The 17,747-nt window shown below is 50.7% G+C and carries 10 protein-coding genes; 2 read left to right on the top strand and 8 right to left on the bottom strand.

Going from position 1 to position 17,747, the window contains the following annotated elements; translation table 11 throughout:
* Positions 1–24 precede the first annotated feature (24 nt).
* Entirely contained in the window at positions 25–1,608 is a 1,584-nt protein-coding gene (locus tag FPE01S_RS04710) for a peptide ligase PGM1-related protein (protein ID WP_169749127.1), read from the top strand.
* A 2-nt stretch (positions 1,609–1,610) separates the two neighbouring features.
* Here the strand turns inward: FPE01S_RS04710 and FPE01S_RS04705 are convergent, their stop codons facing one another.
* The 5 genes from FPE01S_RS04705 to FPE01S_RS04685 form a co-directional block, all read right to left on the bottom strand.
* Positions 1,611–3,071, bottom strand: coding sequence for a TolC family protein (locus tag FPE01S_RS04705; protein ID WP_046367680.1), 1,461 nt, complete (start codon positions 3,069–3,071; stop codon positions 1,611–1,613).
* Complete coding sequence (locus FPE01S_RS04700; RefSeq protein WP_046367679.1) at positions 3,064–6,228, bottom strand: efflux RND transporter permease subunit; 3,165 nt, start codon at positions 6,226–6,228, stop codon at positions 3,064–3,066. Before FPE01S_RS04700 ends, FPE01S_RS04705 begins: the two co-directional genes overlap by 8 nt.
* Before the next feature lie 39 nt (positions 6,229–6,267).
* Complete coding sequence (locus FPE01S_RS04695) at positions 6,268–7,350, bottom strand: efflux RND transporter periplasmic adaptor subunit (protein ID WP_046367678.1); 1,083 nt, start codon at positions 7,348–7,350, stop codon at positions 6,268–6,270.
* 110 nt (positions 7,351–7,460) lie between these two features.
* Positions 7,461–7,796 carry a hypothetical protein gene (locus tag FPE01S_RS04690; protein ID WP_157473897.1) on the bottom strand — a complete coding sequence of 112 codons (336 nt, stop codon included), beginning with the start codon at positions 7,794–7,796 and terminating at the stop codon, positions 7,461–7,463.
* 129 nt (positions 7,797–7,925) lie between these two features.
* Complete coding sequence (locus tag FPE01S_RS04685) at positions 7,926–8,723, bottom strand: glycoside hydrolase family 16 protein (RefSeq protein WP_046367676.1); 798 nt, start codon at positions 8,721–8,723, stop codon at positions 7,926–7,928.
* Positions 8,724–8,806: 83 nt separating this feature from the next.
* Between FPE01S_RS04685 and FPE01S_RS04680 the strand changes: the two genes are divergently transcribed.
* Positions 8,807–11,377, top strand: a complete 2,571-nt coding sequence (locus FPE01S_RS04680) for an ABC transporter permease (protein WP_217998168.1) — start codon at positions 8,807–8,809, stop codon at positions 11,375–11,377.
* Here FPE01S_RS04680 and FPE01S_RS04675 read toward each other — a convergent pair.
* From FPE01S_RS04675 to FPE01S_RS04665, 3 genes are read right to left on the bottom strand one after another with little or no spacing between them, the layout of a single operon-like run.
* Positions 11,364–12,866 carry a glycoside hydrolase gene (locus tag FPE01S_RS04675; protein WP_052955514.1) on the bottom strand — a complete coding sequence of 501 codons (1,503 nt, stop codon included), beginning with the start codon at positions 12,864–12,866 and terminating at the stop codon, positions 11,364–11,366. The genes FPE01S_RS04680 and FPE01S_RS04675 overlap by 14 nt on opposite strands.
* A gap of 17 nt (positions 12,867–12,883) precedes the next feature.
* Positions 12,884–14,554 carry a RagB/SusD family nutrient uptake outer membrane protein gene (locus tag FPE01S_RS04670; protein ID WP_052955513.1) on the bottom strand — a complete coding sequence of 557 codons (1,671 nt, stop codon included), beginning with the start codon at positions 14,552–14,554 and terminating at the stop codon, positions 12,884–12,886.
* A gap of 22 nt (positions 14,555–14,576) precedes the next feature.
* Complete coding sequence (locus FPE01S_RS04665) at positions 14,577–17,645, bottom strand: SusC/RagA family TonB-linked outer membrane protein (protein WP_046367675.1); 3,069 nt, start codon at positions 17,643–17,645, stop codon at positions 14,577–14,579.
* Positions 17,646–17,747 lie beyond the last annotated feature (102 nt).

Below are 17,747 nucleotides of genomic sequence, written 5' to 3'. Positions count from 1 at the left end.
TAACTTATAGGGCAATCGCGCCATATGCAGGAACCCATTATTGCACAGCCCTATATTGTTCCCCAGGTTGATGACATCACTTTTGCCCCGGTAGATGAAGGCAGTGAAAGTGCCATATTCCGCAGGATCCAGGAACGCTTTCGGGAACAGTTTGAAAAAGCTTTTCCCGATAAGCTTTCCCCCAAGGCGGTGATCATTGTGCCTTCCCTGACACTCGACCAGGAGATCCTGTCCAAGGTCAAAGGTGTGGTGCATTATGAGGAAAGGCTGCTTTGCCTCCTGATGTTGCTGCGGATGCCCCGCACGCATGTTATCTATCTCACCAGCACCACTATTGATCCTGCGATCATTGATTATTACCTGCACCTCCTGCCGGGGATCACCGGGTATCATGCCTTGCAGCGGCTGACCCTGCTGAGTTGTTATGATGCTTCCCCGCGGGCGCTCACAGAAAAAATCCTCGAAAGGCCAAGGCTGATCGAGCGGATCAAAAAGAGCATTCCGGAAGGCTGTTCGGCGCATATGGCCTGTTTCAATGTGACCCACCTGGAGCGAAGCCTGGCGATACAGCTGGACGTCCCCATATTTGGCTGTGATCCCGACCTGTTGCACCTCGGCAGTAAGAGCAGCAGCCGGAAAGTGTTCCGTGAATGCGGGCTTTTGGTGCCGGAGGGCTTTGAAGATCTCGTTACCGCTGAAGATATTATCGGTGCGCTGGCAAAACTGAAGCGGAAAATACCTGGGCTCCGGAGGGCGGTAGTAAAAATCAATGACGGGTTTTCGGGAGAAGGCAATGGCATATTTTCATTTGGAAATACGCAACCGCCGACAAGTGGCGATTGGGAAAAATGGATCGGGGAACATTTCCGGGAGCAACTGAAAATCGTTGCTGACGACCTGACCTTTGAAGCTTTCCTGGCTAAATACCAGGAGCTGGGCGGCATCGTTGAAGCTTTTGTGGAAGGTGATATCAAAGAATCGCCTTCAGTACAGTGCCGCATTGATCCGGATGGCGAATGCCGGGTCGTATCTACCCATGATCAGTTACTGGGCGGTGAAAGCGGACAGGTGTTCCTGGGCGCCTATTTCCCTGCGCAGGAGGAATATGCCATCGCGATCGGTCGCATGGGGAAGGTAGTGGCGGAAAATCTCCGGGCGAAAGGTGTTCTCGGAAGATTTGCCATCGACTTCATTTCAGAGAAAGAAGGGGGGACGTGGAAACATTATGCTATCGAGATCAACCTCCGTAAAGGCGGAACAACGCATCCCCTCCTGATGCTGCAGTTCCTGACGGCCGGAAATTATGATCCCGATCAAGGGCAGTACTATACCGCCAATGGCCAGGTACGGTATTATTTTTCTTCCGATAACGTCAAAAGTGAAGCCTATATCGGTCTCACACCGCATGACCTGATCGATATCGCCATGATGAATGATCTCCATTATGACGGCACCGACCAGGAAGGTGTGATCTTCCACCTGATCGGTGCTTTATCCCAGTTCGGAAAACTGGGTGTCATCTGTATCGGCAAAACCGCGGAGCGGGCCAGGCAATTCTATGATCAGATCATTGCCGTTCTTGATAAAGAAGGCAAAAAGATGCATTGATCTTATTTCCAGCCGCCGCCCAGGTCGCGGTAAACATTCACCACCGCATTGAATTGCTGCTTCTTTGTTTCCACTAGTTCGAGGCGTGCTTCCAGCGCATCCCGCTGCGTCATCAGAACTTCGAAATAATCCACGCGTGCAGATTTGAAAAGGTCATTGGACACTTCAATGGAACGGTTCAGCGCCTCCACCTGCCGGGATTTCCGGTCGTAGTTCTTTTCGAGGTTATTGATATTGGACAACTGTGTGGCCACTTCCAGGTAGGCGCTGAGGATGGTCCTTTCATAGTTGTACATACTCTGGATCTGCCTGGCGCTTGCTGAACTGAATTCGGCCATGAGTGCATTGCGGTTGATCAGCGGCGCAACCATGTCCACCGCCAGGGAATACAACAAAGATTCCGGGAACTTCACGAGATACGAGGGCTTGAAAGCCTGGAGGCCTACTGCCGCGGAGATATCAAAATTCGGATAGAATTCTGCGCGGGCCACTTTCACATCGAGTTTGGATGCGACCAGGTCCAGTTCCGCCTGGCGGATATCCGGACGATTGGCCAGCAGTTGTGAGGGAATCCCTGTTTTTACCTGGAAAGGCAGGGCGCCTGCAAAGCTGCTGGTATCGCGGGATATCGGCTGCGGGTAACGTGCCAGCAGGAAGTTGATCCTATTCTCTGTTTCCGTAATCTGTTGGCGGATGTCAAATTCCATGCTTTCAGTTTTCAGCACTTCAGCCTGGAATTTCTGCACACCCAGCTCTGTTGCCCTCGCTGCATCCTTCTGAATTTTGACGATCTCCAGCGCATTCTGCTGCAGCGTGATATTCTGTTTGATGATGGCCAGCTGATTGTCGAGCGCCAGGAGTTCATAATAGGAATTGGCTACTTCTGCGACGAGGTTGGTCAGCACAAAGTTCTTTCCTTCAATCGATGCGAGATAGCGGTTGACTGCAGCTTTTTTGGCATTGCGCAGTTTTTTCCAGATATCCACTTCCCAGTGCGCATAGGCGGCAACGTTAAAATCGCCCAGGGGGTCAGGCATTTCTTTTCCGGGCTCGATATCTGTCGTCGCGTCACCAGCCCCCTGGCTTGTGTAGCGGCCAACTTTCTCTACACCTGTTCCTGCACGAATGCCTCCTGTGGGCAACAGGGCGGCCTTCCTCATGCGGATCTCGTTACGGGCGATCTGGATCTCCTGCAGGGTGATATTCAGTTCCTGGTTGTTTTTCAGGGCTGTGTCAATCAGGTTAGCGAGGTTTTTATCGGTGAAGAAGTTCTGCCATTGCACGGCGGCTGAAGTTATTGTATCGGTTGCTGCGCCGGTACTATCGCCGGTATAGTTTTTAGGTACCGTTTTGTTTTCTTCCCGGGTAGTGATTGCCGGGATCTTGCAGCCTGAAAAGATCAGGCTGCTCCCTATCGTGGCAATCACGAGGCCGTAGAAGTATGTTGATTTTCGTTTAAACATGGTTGTCGATTGCTTCTGTTAATGGATTTTCTTCTTCGTCTTTCACCAGCATATGTTTCTCGGCTATCTTTCCGAAAATGTAGTAGAGGCCGGGAATGACCAACACCCCGAAAATGGTTCCGAACAGCATGCCACCAAGCGCAGCAGTACCGATGGTACGGTTGCCGATCCGCCCGGGACCGGTGGCGATCACGAGGGGAATCAAACCAGCGATGAAAGCGAAGGAGGTCATCAGGATGGGACGGAAGCGGACTTTGGCGCCTTCCATGGCGGCATCCAGAACAGACTCTCCGGCGCGGTGTTTCTGCACCGCAAATTCCACGATCAGTACGGCGTTTTTACCAAGGAGACCAATCAGCATCACCATCGCTACCTGCGCATAAATGTTGTTTTCAAGTCCCGTTGTTTTCAGGAGCAGAAATGCACCGAATATGCCGCAGGGGAGGGAGAGGATTACGGCCAGCGGCAGGATGAAACTTTCATACTGCGCTGCCAGGATCAGGTAAACGAAGCCGAGACAGATCAGGAAGATGTAGATCGCCTGGTTGCCCTGTGCTACTTCATCCTTGGAGATACCCGCCCAGTCGATACCAAAGCCGCGGGGCAGTGTCTTCTGCGCCACTTCGTTGATTACCTGGATAGCCTCGCCACTGGAGTATCCGGGTGCCGCTGCACCGCTGATTTCGGCGGCATTGTACATGTTGTGCCGCGTGATCTCACTCAAACCATACACTTTCTCCATTTTCATAAAGGCCGAGAAGGGAACCATTTCTTCCTTGTCGTTCTTCACGTACAGTTTAAGGATGTCTTCCGGCAAGGCACGGTATTGCGCTGCTGCCTGCACGATAACCTTATACTGACGACCGAATTTGATGAAGCTGATCTCATAGTTACTGCCAATCAACGTGGAAAGCGTATTCATGGCATTGTCAATGGAAATTCCTTTCTGTTGTGCAATGTCATTGTCCACCGAGAGCATATACTGTGGAAAGCTGGCGCTGTAGAAGCTGAACACGGAAGAAAGTTCTTTCCGTTTGGTCAGTTCTTTTACAAAATCATTATTGACAGCTTCCATTTTTTTATAGTCACCGCTACCGGCTTTGTCGAGCAGCCGCAATTCAAAACCTCCGGCAGCGCCATATCCGGGTACAGCAGGCGGCTGGAAGAATTCGATATTGGCACCGGGAATGCTTTTTGTTTTCTCTTCCAGCTCTTCAGTGATTTCCTGGACGGATTCTTTTCGTTCTTCCCAGCTTTTCAGGTTGATGAGACAGGTACCGGAGTTGGATCCTGTACCCTCGGTCAGGATTTCATAACCGGCAAGTGCGGAAACGGATTGTACGCCATCGATTTCTTCGCAGATCTTCTGGAGCCTTTCCGTGATTTCGTTGGTACGTTCCAGTGAGGAGCCCGGCGGTGTCTGAATGATCGCGTACAACATGCCCTGGTCTTCGTTGGGGATGAACCCGGCGGGGACTTTGCCATTGAGGTACCAGGTTCCCGCACAGAAGGCGATGAGCACGATCGCGGTAACCGCGCGACGGTTGACAATTCTGCCCAGCAGCTTCATGTATTTGTTGGAGGCACTGTTGAACAGCCCATTGAAACCATCAATGAAACGGTTGACCGGAGTTTTCTTCCTGGCCTTGCCATGATTGTTCTTCAGGATCATGGCACAAAGGGCCGGCGTAAGGGTCAATGCTACCACACCCGACAGGATAATCGACGTTGCCATCGTGATAGAAAACTGCCGGTAGAATAGTCCTACCGGTCCAGACATGAATGCCACGGGTATGAACACAGCCGCCATCAGGAAGGTGATGGCAATGATGGCACCCGAGATCTCGTGCATGGCTTTTTTGGTAGCCTTCAGCGGCGACAAATGTTCTTCTTCCATTTTGGCATGCACGGCTTCGATCACCACAATCGCATCATCCACCACGATGCCAATTGCCAGTACCATCGCAAACAGGGTGATGAGGTTAAGTGTGATGCCAAAGAATTGCATGCAGAAAAAAGTACCGATCAGTGACACCGGAACTGCCATGGCAGGAATCAGGGTAGACCGCCAGTCGCCCAGGAAGAGGAAGACAACGATACCCACGAGAATAAAGGCTTCCACCAGCGTATGGACTACTTTTTCCATGGAGGCATCCAGGAATTTGGAAACGTCGTAGCTGATTTCATAGTCCATTCCTTTCGGGAAATTGGCTTTCAGATCCTTCATCTTTTCCTTTACATTCCTGATTACCTGGCTGGCATTGCTGCCGTAGGATTGTTTCAGGACGATCGCTGCAGAAGGTTTACCATTAAGGTTGGAATAGATATCGTACATCGAGCTGCCGAATTCAATATCGGCAACGTCTTTCAGGCGAAGGATTTCACCATCCGTGCTTGCGCGGAGGATCACATTCTGGTACTGTTCTTTGGTGGTGAAGCGGCCCGAGTACTTCAATACATACTCAAAAGACTGAGAGCGCTTACCCGAGCTTTCACCGGTTTTACCAGGGGAAGCTTCGAGGCTTTGCTCAGACAGGGCCTTCATCACTTCGTCGGCGGAAATTTTATACGCGAGCATGCGGTCAGGTTTCAGCCAGATGCGCATGGCATATTCCCGGTTACCCAGGATATCGGCAAAACCTACCCCATCGACCCGTTTCAGTTCCGGGAGGATATTGATGTCAGCGAAGTTGAAAAGAAACTTCTGGTCGGCAATCGAATCCTTGCTGTACAGGTTGATGTACATCAGCATGTTCGATTCTTCACGGGTGATCTTCACACCTTCCCGCACCACGAGTGGCGGAAGTTTGTTCACCACGGAAGCTACTCTGTTCTGCACGTTGAGGGAGGCGACGTTCGGATCGGTTCCAAGGTTAAAAACTACCTGGATGGTGGCTTCACCATCGTTACCGGCATCGGAAGCCATGTATTTCATGCCCGGCACACCATTGATGGCGCGTTCCAGGGGGATGATCACAGACTTGATCATGAGTTCACCGTTGGCGCCAGGGTACTCTGCTACCACGTTTACTTTGGGCGGAGAGATAGAGGGAAACTGGGTTACGGGTAATTGGGTGATGGCCAGTGCTCCGAGAAATACGATGATGAGCGAAATAACAATCGAGAGAACCGGCCTTTGTATGAACCTGTTAAACATTACACTTGTCGATTAATTTGGATTTCAATAGGGTCGTCACTATTCGGCTTTGAGGCGCAGGTGCGTGATCACTTCATGCGGATCCTGGAATTTGAACTGGATCCGGTCGTCATCCTTTACTTTCTGCACCCCTTCCAGCAGGATTTTTTCATCGGCGGTGAGGCCGGTATTGATCACGTAAAGATCAGGCAGTTCACCCAGCACGGTGATGTTACGGGAATGCACGAGGTTGTTGTTGTCCACTACCAGTACATATTTTTTGTCCTGAACTTCGTAGGTAGCTTTTTGAGGAATGACAAGTGCATTCTTCAGGGGCATCGTCATCAATACCTTGCCGGTTTCGCCGTGTTTCAGCAGGCGGTCGGGGTTGGGAAATTTCGCCCGGAAGGCGATATTGCCGGTTTCGTTGTCGAATTCACTTTCGATGGTTTCCACGACGCCATTGTATTTCAGCTGCTGCCCGTTGGCCAGGAGGAGATTGACCTTTGCATTGCCACGGCCTTTGGTATTGGTCTGGTAGTCGAGGTACTCCGGTTCAGATACATTAAAGTATGCGAACATTTCACTGTTATCGGAAAGGCTGGTAAGCAGTTCGCCTTCATCGATCAGGCTGCCGAGTTTTTTCGGGATCCGGTCGATCGTTCCGTCGAAAGGTGCTTTGATCTCCGTGAAGGAGAGATGCAGTTTCGCGAGGGCTACTTCAGCATTAGCCTGGTCAAGCTTCGCCTGGGCAACAGCCTGTTCGTTTTTGGAAACTACGTTCTTTTCGGCGAGCGCGGTGGCGTTCTGCAGTTCGATTTCGGCTGCTTTGGCTTCGGCCTGTGCTTTCAGGAGCTCCGCTTCATACAGTTTGGGCATGATCCGGAACAGTACCTGACCGGCTTTCACAGACTGGCCTTCGTCCACATAAATATTTTGCAGAAAGCCTTTCTCCTGTGCGCGGATCTCGATGTTGCGGATGGAGCGGACCTGGGCAACATAGTCTTTCGTAAACGCGGTGTCTACGGTAACTGGACTGGTAACGGCGAAAGTGTCGCTTTCTTCTTTTTTTGCTGCTCTTGTTTTGCATCCGGTTTGATACACGAGTGCCAGCAGGCTTGCATAGATGACAAATCTCTTCATAACAAAAAATGAAAAATGATCGGTTAGTGGTAGCAGTAATAGGGTATTATCCCCGGTAACGGGAAGGCAGCAATCATCAATAAAGCAGGTTTACAGGTGCGCGGGAAGGATCAGACGCGCAGTACTCTTTTGTAGAGGTAGTTGCCTGAACCGGGTCCGGGAAAAAAGGAGCCGGATTTAAAACGGGCGGGCAGCAGGCCGGGATGTGGGTAATACACGGCGGCTATTACCAGGGCAGCGGCTTTTGATTTTTTGGGGAACGGATCGCTGTTGTCGTCGTCTTCTTCGATATCATCTGCATCGATGAAGGAGGCTGATGGGCCGGTGGCTGAGGAGAAAGCCAACACGTTTTCGTCAGCGGACAACGATTGGGCAAAGTGAGCGCAGGCGATGTCATGGAGTGGGGTGCCTGTTTCCACACGATCCCCTCCCTTCACCAGAAGCATACACAGGTATACGAAAAATGCCGCTACACTCATTTGGGAGGCAAAAATATAAAAGAATGCTCCCGGAAAGCAAGAGCCGGTACCCCCTGTATTGTAAAATAATGGTTAACGCGGGTGGTTTTGACCCGTTTACTGGTAGATCCGCACCCAATCAAGATAAATATAAGCGGGTAAGGATGAGGGATTTACCGATCCAACCCACGAACCACCGAGTTGCTGATCAATGAGCAGGTAGAATGGCTGGTCGAAGGGCCACTGGCTGCTGTCCACATCAATACGGCGGGGGTAACGGAAGGTCTCTTTGCCGTTCACTGAGAAGGAGAGATAGTCAGGCGTCCGTTCCAGCGCATAGGTGTTGAAGGCATCCTGCTGAATGGCAGCTTTTCCAAAATGCTGCGGGTTGGTCTTCTGTTTCAGTTCGAGGGTATACCAGGAGTGAATGGTCTGGTAGATGCTGTCGTCGTAGTTCAGGTGTTCCATGATGTCGATCTCCCCGTTCTTTGGGTAACCGCCGTGGATCGTGTTGGCACCGAGCATCCAGAAGGCGGGCCATGCACCCTGTGCCGATTTGAACTTTGCGCGGATTTCAACTCGTCCGTAGGTAAAGCTGAATTTGTCTTTCGTATAAATGCCGCCGGTGAGGAACGGGCGTTTGTCTGTGGTGGTGTCAGGATTATTGATCCCTTTCAGCACGAGGCAATCGTTTTCCCACCCGAAACAGGCAGGGTCAGTGGTCATATGCTTTCCCCAGTCGGCTGTGTTGGCGGTGATCCGTGTCCATTTCCCGCTGTCAAGATCTGCGTGATGGAACTCGTCGCTCCAAATCAGCCGGGTGAAAGGCGGTTGGGAGGATTTGTGTATTGATGCTGTCTGGCAGGCAAGGAAGCATAAAGTGAATAGTATATTGAGAGCGGATATTTTGCGCATGGGCATTCTGGTTATATCCCAAGGTAGCTGATATGCTGGTTTCGTCCATATGCAATCGTTCGCTCAAACGACGTTCGACACAGATGCTTGTTCCTTTCTGGACAGTCACTGTATCGTCAGCGGACAGGGAATATCAGGCACCTGCTCATAAATTGCTGCATCTCAATAAGATACCTGATTGGTATGGTTTGGGATGGAATTTTACCATGATCCAGCACTTTTTCCGCGTCGGCCTCCGTCAGCTGCGCCATAACAAGACCTTTTCGGGGATCAATATCGTGGGACTGGCAATGGGGCTTGCCACCTGCTTCATGATCCTGCTGTATATCCTTGACGAAAGTAGTTACGATACCCGTCATGAGTCGGGAAACCGGGTTTACCGCATTTATTCCGATAACAGCAAAGGAGAAACCTGGGCAGCCTCCGCTGCACCTGTTGCTGCTGCTATTAAAGGCGGCATGCCGGAAGTGGAGAAGGCCGCCAGGATACTCACCTTTCCGGATATATCTACAATGCTGGTTTCTCATGAGCAGTCCGGCATCAAAAAACAATTCTTTGAAACCAATGGCTACTACGTTGATGCTGAATTTTTCGAAATTTTTACCTACAGGTTCCTTTACGGCACCCCGGCCACTTCACTACAACAGCCTAACAGTGTGGTAATCTCCAGTACCATGGCGGATAAATTCTTTCCTGTAAATAACGGGCAGCCGGTCAATCCCATTGGAAAAACGCTGACTATCCAGACGCCTTTCGGGCCGTTCGCCTATGTGGTTACTGGTGTATTTGATCCTGCTTTCCAGAAATCGCATTTACCCGCCAACTATTTTCTGAGCATGCAGAATGGCGATATGTCCCAATGGGTGGATCAGCAGACCAGTTTCATTGGCAATAATGTGTTTCACACCTATGTCAAACTCAAAGACCAGTCCGATTTCCAGAAAACCGGTGAAAAGATCAATGCACTGTTCCAGGCCAAAGCAGGCGGGTCGATGAAGGCCGCAGGATTCTGGCAAAGACTGCGCCTTCAGGCAATGCCGGACATTTACCTGCATTCCGCGATGCCCAATGAATTAATGGCAAATGGAGATATTCAGTCGCTTTATATTCTTGGATCGATTGGATTGTTTCTGATGCTGATCGCCTGTGTCAATTTTGTGAACCTGTCCACGGCCCGGTCGGAAAGGCGCGCCAGGGAAGTCGGTCTTCGGAAAGTAATGGGTGCAGGCCGGGTTTCCCTGATCCGGCAATTTCTAGCAGAGTCTATGGTGGTGTCGATGCTTTCGTTGGTTATTGCGGTGGTTGCCGTTCAGTTTCTATTACCGTTGTTCAATCAGCTTACCGGTAAAGGTATCCGGATTTCAGATCAGTACGCTGCAATTGGATGGATGGTGTTGCTTACCGTTACCACAGGTTTTCTCGCAGGATGTTATCCTGCATTTTATCTCTCATCTTTCCGCCCTATTGGCACCCTGAAAGGCAGACTGCTGGCCGGATTTACAGCAACTGCCATCCGGCGGGGATTGGTCGTCTTCCAGTTTACTGTATCTGCCTGCCTTATTCTTGCAGCGATCGTGATCCACCATCAGCTGTCGTATGTACGTTCGCAGTCGCTGGGTTTCCGGCAACAGCAACAGCTGATCATTCCCCTTCAAAAAAGTTATCTGAACAGTGAGGACAATTACCAGACTTTGCGAAACGCGTTGCTGCAACTTCCGGAGATCACTTCAGTAACCAGCGCTTCGGCATACCCCGGCGCCACGAATCTTAATGATATGCTGTTCTTTCCGGAAGGCAAGACTGCTGCGGACAATGTTGATATCCACCTGGCAGCCGTGGAGGAAAATTATATCGAAACCTTGGGCATTCAATTGGTCGCCGGGAGAAGTTTTTCGAAAGATTTCCACCTGGATTCCAGTTCAATTATAGTGAATGAAGCGGCTGTAAAACAACTGGGGTTTACTTCGCAACAGGCAATCGGAAAAACAATCCGGTATGATGTAAATAATAATAAGGGGGCAATGACCATCGTAGGCGTGGTTCGGAACTTTCATTACGAAAGCCTGCATCATACGATCCGGCCTTTTGGTTTTACAACAGAATCTTTCGGCAACAGGTTTGGGTTTTGTATTGCCAGCCTCAGCACTACCAACTATAGCAACCTGCTGAAAAAGATCGGCAGTAAATGGCTGGCTTTGCATCCTGATGTGCCTTTCGATTTTTCGTTTCTCGATCAACAGTTTTACAAGCATTATGCGAAAGAGCAGAAAACAGCAAGCCTGATCAACTATTTTACGTTGATTGCCATCGTAATCGCCTGTTTGGGCTTGCTGGGCCTGGCCGCATTTTCTGTTGAGCAACGTACACGGGAGATTGGTGTGCGGAAAGTATTGGGAGCAACCACTTTCCAGGTAACATCACTTTTGTCGAAGGATTTTGTTTACCTGGTGGCGGTTTCCTTATTGCTGGCCGGACCGCTATCCTGGTGGGCAATGAAGCGTTGGCTTCAGGCCTTTGTTTACCGCGTTGACCTTGAATGGTGGATGTTTGCGATAGCAGGAAGCATTGCATTGTTTGCCGCCATCGTTACTATAGGTTCACAGGCGATCCGGATAGCATGGATTAATCCCGCCCGTTCACTCAGGAGTGAATGATCAGTGTAGTAATGCTTTCAGCGGGGATTTCCAGTCTCCTGTCTTTTGGAAGGATCTTTTCGAGGTTGTGAAGTTTATCGGTGAGCCAGATTTCACGGGTGTTGGCCGGAAGCTGTATTTTTTTTGGGGCTTTGCCCTGGTTGGTCAGCACCAGCACCTGATTCTGTGTGGTACTATCGTAAAAAGCGGCTGCATCCAGTCCGGGTACCTGGGCGGCGATCCTTACCATTCCGGGTCGTACGAACCGGCTGTAGTTACCAACTGTCCAGAGCATCTTGCTATCGTAAACCTGACCTTTTTCAGTGTTTTCGTCGATGTATACCAGGCCGTCTTTGTAGTTGAAGGGTGAAATGGCCAGCCACCACTGCCAGGCGGAGGCATTTGCATATACGAGGTCACGGTGCAGTACACGCGCCACATACAGGGCGGAAGTCATGCCAAGGTCACGTTTGTCGCCATTGATCTCTCCTTCATTATCGCCAAGGATGCAATATTCGGATTGCCAGAAGCCGAGTCCCGGATGTGCTGCGATCCTGGCAGCAATCATTTTCCTGACGCTGACGGCCAGGGTATCCGGAGAAGTAGTGAAATAACTGTGCGCCGCAATCCGCTTGTGCAGGTTAGGCATTCCACCCAGGTAGAAGGGAGAGGTGCCGTCAAAAAAAGTATCGATCTGGTTGCCTTTACCGGGTTTGTCGCGGTCTGCCAGCACATAGCCATAATGTGCAGATTCGGGAAGGATGATCCTGGTATCGAGTCCTTCGGCGATGAGTGTCTGGCTCAATGCCTGCGTAAGTCCGAAAATTTCACGATTACTATAAGGGCATCCTTCCTGTCCGCCATCACTCCAGTCCCATTGCGGCTCATTAACGGGGCTAATATAATCAAAGCGTATACCTGTTTTTTTATAAACGCCGCGGATAACCGCTGCTGTATAAGCCGCTACTGCCTTATACTGGTATGGATCGAGGTTGGATGCCCCTGCAGTGGCAAATGCCTTGTTGTTTTTGGTAAAGTTTACGGGTGGGCTATTTAAAAATGCGAGAAACTGTTTAACCCCTCTTTTTTGGGCGGCTTCCAGGAACCAGATTTGACCCGACTGGCGATCCCAGTTGTAGGAGCCATCCGGTTCCAGGAAAGATTCCGCCCTTCGCCAGACCTGCTTTATACCACTTTTATCACCCTGCTGTCCACTGCCGGCGCCGATGTTGAACCGCCACATGGTAAGGCCGATACCTTTCGGTTGCCCGTTGGCGGTAGTATCCATGCTGAACAGCAGGTCTGCCATACGGTTCCGGCTGCTATCAGCCCACTTACCGGTAAACTGGCAGGCCCAGGCATCAGATGCTGCAAAGTTTTCCATCACCTGGAACCGTTGATTGATGTCGGTTTGAACACGAATCAGGGTATCGGAGGATGAAGTTCCTGCAGACAGCTGCAACCAGCAGGTGACCAGGAAGATGATAAAAGGCGAAGGGTAAAAAAACATAATCAGATGGTCTGAGATCAATAACCGGGATTCTGTGTGATTTTGCCGTTGAGCGCCTGAATTTCTGCACGCGGTATCGGCAGCCAGTAATGTTGCTCTTCAAATTTCCTTCCGGTGATGGCTTCCTTGCGACTGTACACCAGGGTGCCGTTGGACTGCTTCTGGATATCGATGCCATAAGCGGGTACATTCTCTGTCTGCATGGCGATCTTCCAGCGGCGGACATCATAGAAACGGTGTTCTTCGAAGGCAAGTTCCACACGGCGCTCATTGCGGATACGCTCGCGCATTTCTTCCTGGCTCAATCCGGCGGGAAGTCCGGGCATCTCTACGCTGGCTCTTTGACGGATCTGGTTCACTGCTGCATAAACAGATGCATCAGGTCCAACTGCTTCGTTCTGTGCTTCCGCATAGTTCAGCAGCACTTCTGCATAGCGCATATAGATCCAGGGTTGGAAGCCCGCCACATCCCAGGGGTTGTCGATCGGATAGGCGTCGTTCAGGAACTTCAGCATCACATACCCTGTTTTGGATGTATTCCAGTTCTCGTTACCGTCCTTACTGTCTCGGCCTCCGGGAAGGAATGTTTCTACATTGCGTCCGCGATAGGGGGCACCGTTATAGAGGATAGATGCGGCGAAACGCGGGTCGCGGTTCACATAGGGATTTTGTTCGTTGTAGCCGGATCCGGGCTCATCGATGGCTTTACCGTTATCCATTTCGTAATCGTCCACCAGGTTCTGCAGCGGGGTGTTGCCACCCCAGCCACCATAACCATTTGGTGCGCACGCAATTTCCAGCGGGAAGTGGCTGGCGTTCTTGGTGTAAAGCCTTTCAAAGATGATCTCGTTGTTTTCCGGTGTCAGGAAAAGTTCGCGGTAACCACCACCATAAATGCTGTATCGGCCAAGATCCATAACCGCTTTGGCTGCAGTGGCCGCATCAGCCCATGTGCCTGCATTATACAGCGGGCTTGCGGCATACAGCGCCATTCTGGCTTTGAGTGCCAGTGCAGCACCATTGGTAGCACGACCGAGTTTCCAGTTACTACTGTTGGAGGCTGGCAATCCGGCGGCGGCGGCGGTCAGTTCACTCAGGATATAATTGACGCAATCCTGGATAGATGCGCGGGTATACAAATCATCACCGGAAAAGTCGTCTCCCAGGTTGTACACTTTGTCACCCAGCAGCACCACACCACCATAGTTGGTAACGAGGTCAAAGTAGCGGTAGGCACGGATGAAACGCAGTTCGGCAACCATCGCTGCCTTGTGACCGGCATCCATGCTCACTTTATCGATATTGCCCAGGGCGAAATTACATTCCCGGATACTCCGGTAACTTCTGCCCCAAACCGTACCGGCAATACCGAGATTTTCCGGCGCCATCAATCCGCGAACGATCACCCAGGTGTTGTCATCGTTGTTGTAAATACACTCGTCACTGAGGGAAGACCACATCGCCCAGGTAAAGCCCCGGCCGAATCCGGGGATATCTTCCTTGTCCTGCAGCCTTGCGCCGAGATAACGGTTGGTTACAAAAGATTCAAACAAAACAGAGTCAGAAAGGAGCGCCGTTTCCGACACGCGATCAGTCGGAGTGATATCAAGATAATCCTTTTTGCAGGAGGTGAAAGCCAGAAGGCCTGTTGCCACCGCCAGCATGATTTTATACATATTATGTTTCATGTCTAATTTTTTAGGGTGGAAATCAGAATCTCAATTGGAATCCAAGGTTGATAATTCTTTGTTGCGGATAGAACTGGCCGGAACCCTGACTGCCTTCCGGATCGTAATCTTTCACCTGCGTGATGGTAAAGAGGTTGAAGGCATTCACATATACCCGGAGGGACTGCATTTTAACTTTTGACAGCCAGTCGCGGGAGAAGTTATAGCCGAGTTCAACATTCTTCAGGCGGAGGAAGGAGGCATTGTTCATCCAGAAGGTATTGGGATACAATCCACCGTTCACTGATGAAGAAGCCCTTGTATCTACGCGGGGATAAGAGCCACCCGTGTTGCTGGGGCTCCAGCGGTTATCAGCCCAGCTGCTGTAGAAGTTACCGATGGTTCCTGATTCAGGAAGTACATACTGGCTCACTTTCGACTGACCGGCAAACAGCATGGAGAAATCGAAGTTATTGTAGCCAAGGTTGATGGTGGCGCCATAGGTAACCAGCGGAATATTGCCGTAATCTGTTCTTACCTGGTCATTGGCATTGATCACACCGTCTTTGTTGTAATCATCATAAATCAGGTCACCGGGCTGCGCGCCTGACAAATGCGGATATTTTTCGATTTCGGCAGCGTCACGGAAGATTCCGATGGAGCGGTAGAGCAGATAAGTATTCAAGGGCTTACCGGTCTGCTGCTGATAAGGCAATACACCGGGGGCTTCATCTATGAACACGATCTTGCTCTTGGCATAGGTGATGTTACCGGAAATGCCATACTGGAATTTCCCTTTGCGGTTACTATATCCAAGCGTTGCTTCCACGCCATTGTTGTCAACCTTGCCAATGTTTTCGGAAGGCACCAGTGACGGAGACCCAAATGGATTCACAATACCGCTCACATTGGGGATGGAAGCATTTCTTGTTGCCAGGATGTCGGAACGTTTCTGCCTGAAATAAATGAATTCAAAATAGAGGTTGTTGAACAGGGTGCCCTCTACGCCGATGTCCATTTTATGGGCAACTTCCCAGGTGATGTTGGGGTTGGCCAGTTTGGTCAGGTCGATACCAGGCGTGATGCTTCCGCCGGATACATAGTTGTTGGCGAAGCTGTAGTTATTGAAATACTGGAACTGCGACACGTTGTCGTTACCCAGCGATCCATAAGAGGCTCTCACTTTCAGGTCGTTGATAAAGGAGATGCCGCTCATGAAGTTTTCGCGGGAGATCCGCCAGCCTGCGGACACTGAGGGGAAGAATCCGTACTGACTTCCACTGGGGAAAGTGGAGGACCCATCGTACCGCGCCTGGAGTTCAACCAGGTATTTCTCCTGGTAGTTGTAGGCAAGTTTGCCGAAGAAGCTGCGGCGGGTGAACTGAAAACTTTTGCCCAGGTTGTTGATGTCCGTTGCCGCTGTACCACCCTGGGAAAGTTCTGGTGTTTGCGTGGTCGGAAAATTGATCCTGGATGCAGCAAAGGTGTCGCTTTTCAGCTTGCTTTGTTCAACGCCAACAAAGGCGTTGAGGTTATGGTCACCAAAGCTGCGCTGGTAATTAATCTTGAAATTGACGGTAGACTGTGTCTGGTTGAACTGGCTTTCATTCAGTGTGGCTTTTCCGGAAGCGCCACCTACAACACGTGGTTCATAGGTATCGGTGGACTTATTGTAGTTGTACAGCACATAAGGCTTGGCGAATGATTTGCCAAAAGACCAGGATTTGTCGAAAGCAGCAAAACCATCAACAGAAAGCCCTTTTACCGCAGCGATATTCAGGCTGCCCTTGAGGATGCCGTTGAATACCTGGGTGGGATTCCGGTTGGTTCCACCAATATCTGTAGCCATCATCACAGGGTTATTGCCTTCAATGCCGATGGATGGCAGGCCATTCGGATAAACGTCAGGAATGGTTGAATATGCCCTGTAGATTGACCGGAAGATGTCGGTTGCAGAAGCAACGGGATAGATCCGGTCTTCTTCGCGGCCGGACAGATAAAGTCCCACTTTGAAATCTTTCGTGATGCTGGCATCAATATTCGAGCGGAAGTTGTACTGTTTGTAATTGGTGACGCCGTTTTTGTAAATGCCATCCTGGTTCAGGTAGCCGGCGGACAGATAGTACTGAACGAAATCAGAACCTCCGGCAACGCCGATGTCGGCACGGGTCTGGGAAGCTGAATTCTTCAGGGTTGAAGCAGCCCAGTCGGTATTCGGATAGTTGAGGGGATCGCTGCCATTTTTGAATTTTTCGATCTCATCATTGGAGTAGTGCTGGTTCATGCCACCAGCCGGATAGTTGTAATAGTCGATCTCATTGTTGATCTGGGCATAGGTGGCAGCATCGGCCATCTTTGGCAGGCGGGTGGGAGAGGCAAAGCCCTGGTTCAGGGAAGCCGTAATGGAAGGCTTGCCTGACTTACCCCTTTTGGTGGTGACGAGAATTGCGCCATTGGCCGCACGGCTACCATAGATCGCGGCAGACGCGTCTTTCAGTACCGTGATGCTTTCAATGTCGTTGGGATTCAGCCGTTCCAGTCCACCGATCTGTCCGGGAACACCATCTACCACTACGAGCACATCATTGTTGCCGGTAGTAGCCAGGCCCCGGATGGTATAACTGGAACCATCATAACCGGGTTCACCCGTCCGGTTATTGATCATCAGCCCGGAGAAGCGGCCGGCGAGCGAGTTACTCACATTCACCGCGGGGCTTTTTACCAGTTCCGATCCTTTCACAACAGATACAGAACCGGTGAGGGTTGCTTTCCGCTGGGCATTATACCCCACCACCACTACCTCCCCCAGGGAGCCATTGGAGGGTTCGAGGTCAATAGCCAGGGAAGATTGTCCGTTCACGGAAATTTCCAGTGACTGGGCGGAAACATGGGAGATCAGCAATTTCCCGTTGCCCGGCGCCTGGAGGGAAAAATGGCCGGAACTATCGGTCTGGGTACTTGTTCCTGTACCCTTGACAGTCACCGTGGCACCTGCAAGCGGAACCTTTTTGATGGTGACTGTACCTTGAATGACCTGTTGGGAGAATGCGGGTGCCGCCATTAGCAGCGGCAGCAAAAAGTAGAACAAACGGAGTTGCCACGTTTTTTTCATACAGCAAGCAGTTTCGTTTTTGATTGGTTGGTAGGGCTAATTTAAAACCCCCGAGTGGGGCACTCAGGGGGGTAAATTGCGTTTAAAAAGGGGGTAAAATGC

Origin of the sequence: Flavihumibacter petaseus NBRC 106054 (assembly GCF_000974785.1) — a bacterium.
GTDB classification, from domain to species: domain Bacteria; phylum Bacteroidota; class Bacteroidia; order Chitinophagales; family Chitinophagaceae; genus Flavihumibacter; species Flavihumibacter petaseus.
This window is presented reverse-complemented; position numbering and strand designations above follow the sequence as displayed.

What these genes read in the sequence shown, in the direction of transcription:
- FPE01S_RS04710 (WP_169749127.1), top strand. Translation starts at nt 25, where the DNA reads ATGCAGGAACCCATTATTGCACAGCCCTATATTGTTCCCCAGGTTGAT.
- FPE01S_RS04675 (WP_052955514.1), bottom strand. Translation starts at nt 12,866, where the DNA reads ATGTTTTTTTACCCTTCGCCTTTTATCATCTTCCTGGTCACCTGCTGG.
- FPE01S_RS04695 (WP_046367678.1), bottom strand. Translation starts at nt 7,350, where the DNA reads ATGAAGAGATTTGTCATCTATGCAAGCCTGCTGGCACTCGTGTATCAA.
- FPE01S_RS04670 (WP_052955513.1), bottom strand. Translation starts at nt 14,554, where the DNA reads ATGAAACATAATATGTATAAAATCATGCTGGCGGTGGCAACAGGCCTT.
- FPE01S_RS04690 (WP_157473897.1), bottom strand. Translation starts at nt 7,796, where the DNA reads ATGCTTCTGGTGAAGGGAGGGGATCGTGTGGAAACAGGCACCCCACTC.
- FPE01S_RS04705 (WP_046367680.1), bottom strand. Translation starts at nt 3,071, where the DNA reads ATGTTTAAACGAAAATCAACATACTTCTACGGCCTCGTGATTGCCACG.
- FPE01S_RS04680 (WP_217998168.1), top strand. Translation starts at nt 8,807, where the DNA reads ATGCTTGTTCCTTTCTGGACAGTCACTGTATCGTCAGCGGACAGGGAA.
- FPE01S_RS04665 (WP_046367675.1), bottom strand. Translation starts at nt 17,645, where the DNA reads ATGAAAAAAACGTGGCAACTCCGTTTGTTCTACTTTTTGCTGCCGCTG.
- FPE01S_RS04685 (WP_046367676.1), bottom strand. Translation starts at nt 8,723, where the DNA reads ATGCGCAAAATATCCGCTCTCAATATACTATTCACTTTATGCTTCCTT.
- FPE01S_RS04700 (WP_046367679.1), bottom strand. Translation starts at nt 6,228, where the DNA reads ATGTTTAACAGGTTCATACAAAGGCCGGTTCTCTCGATTGTTATTTCG.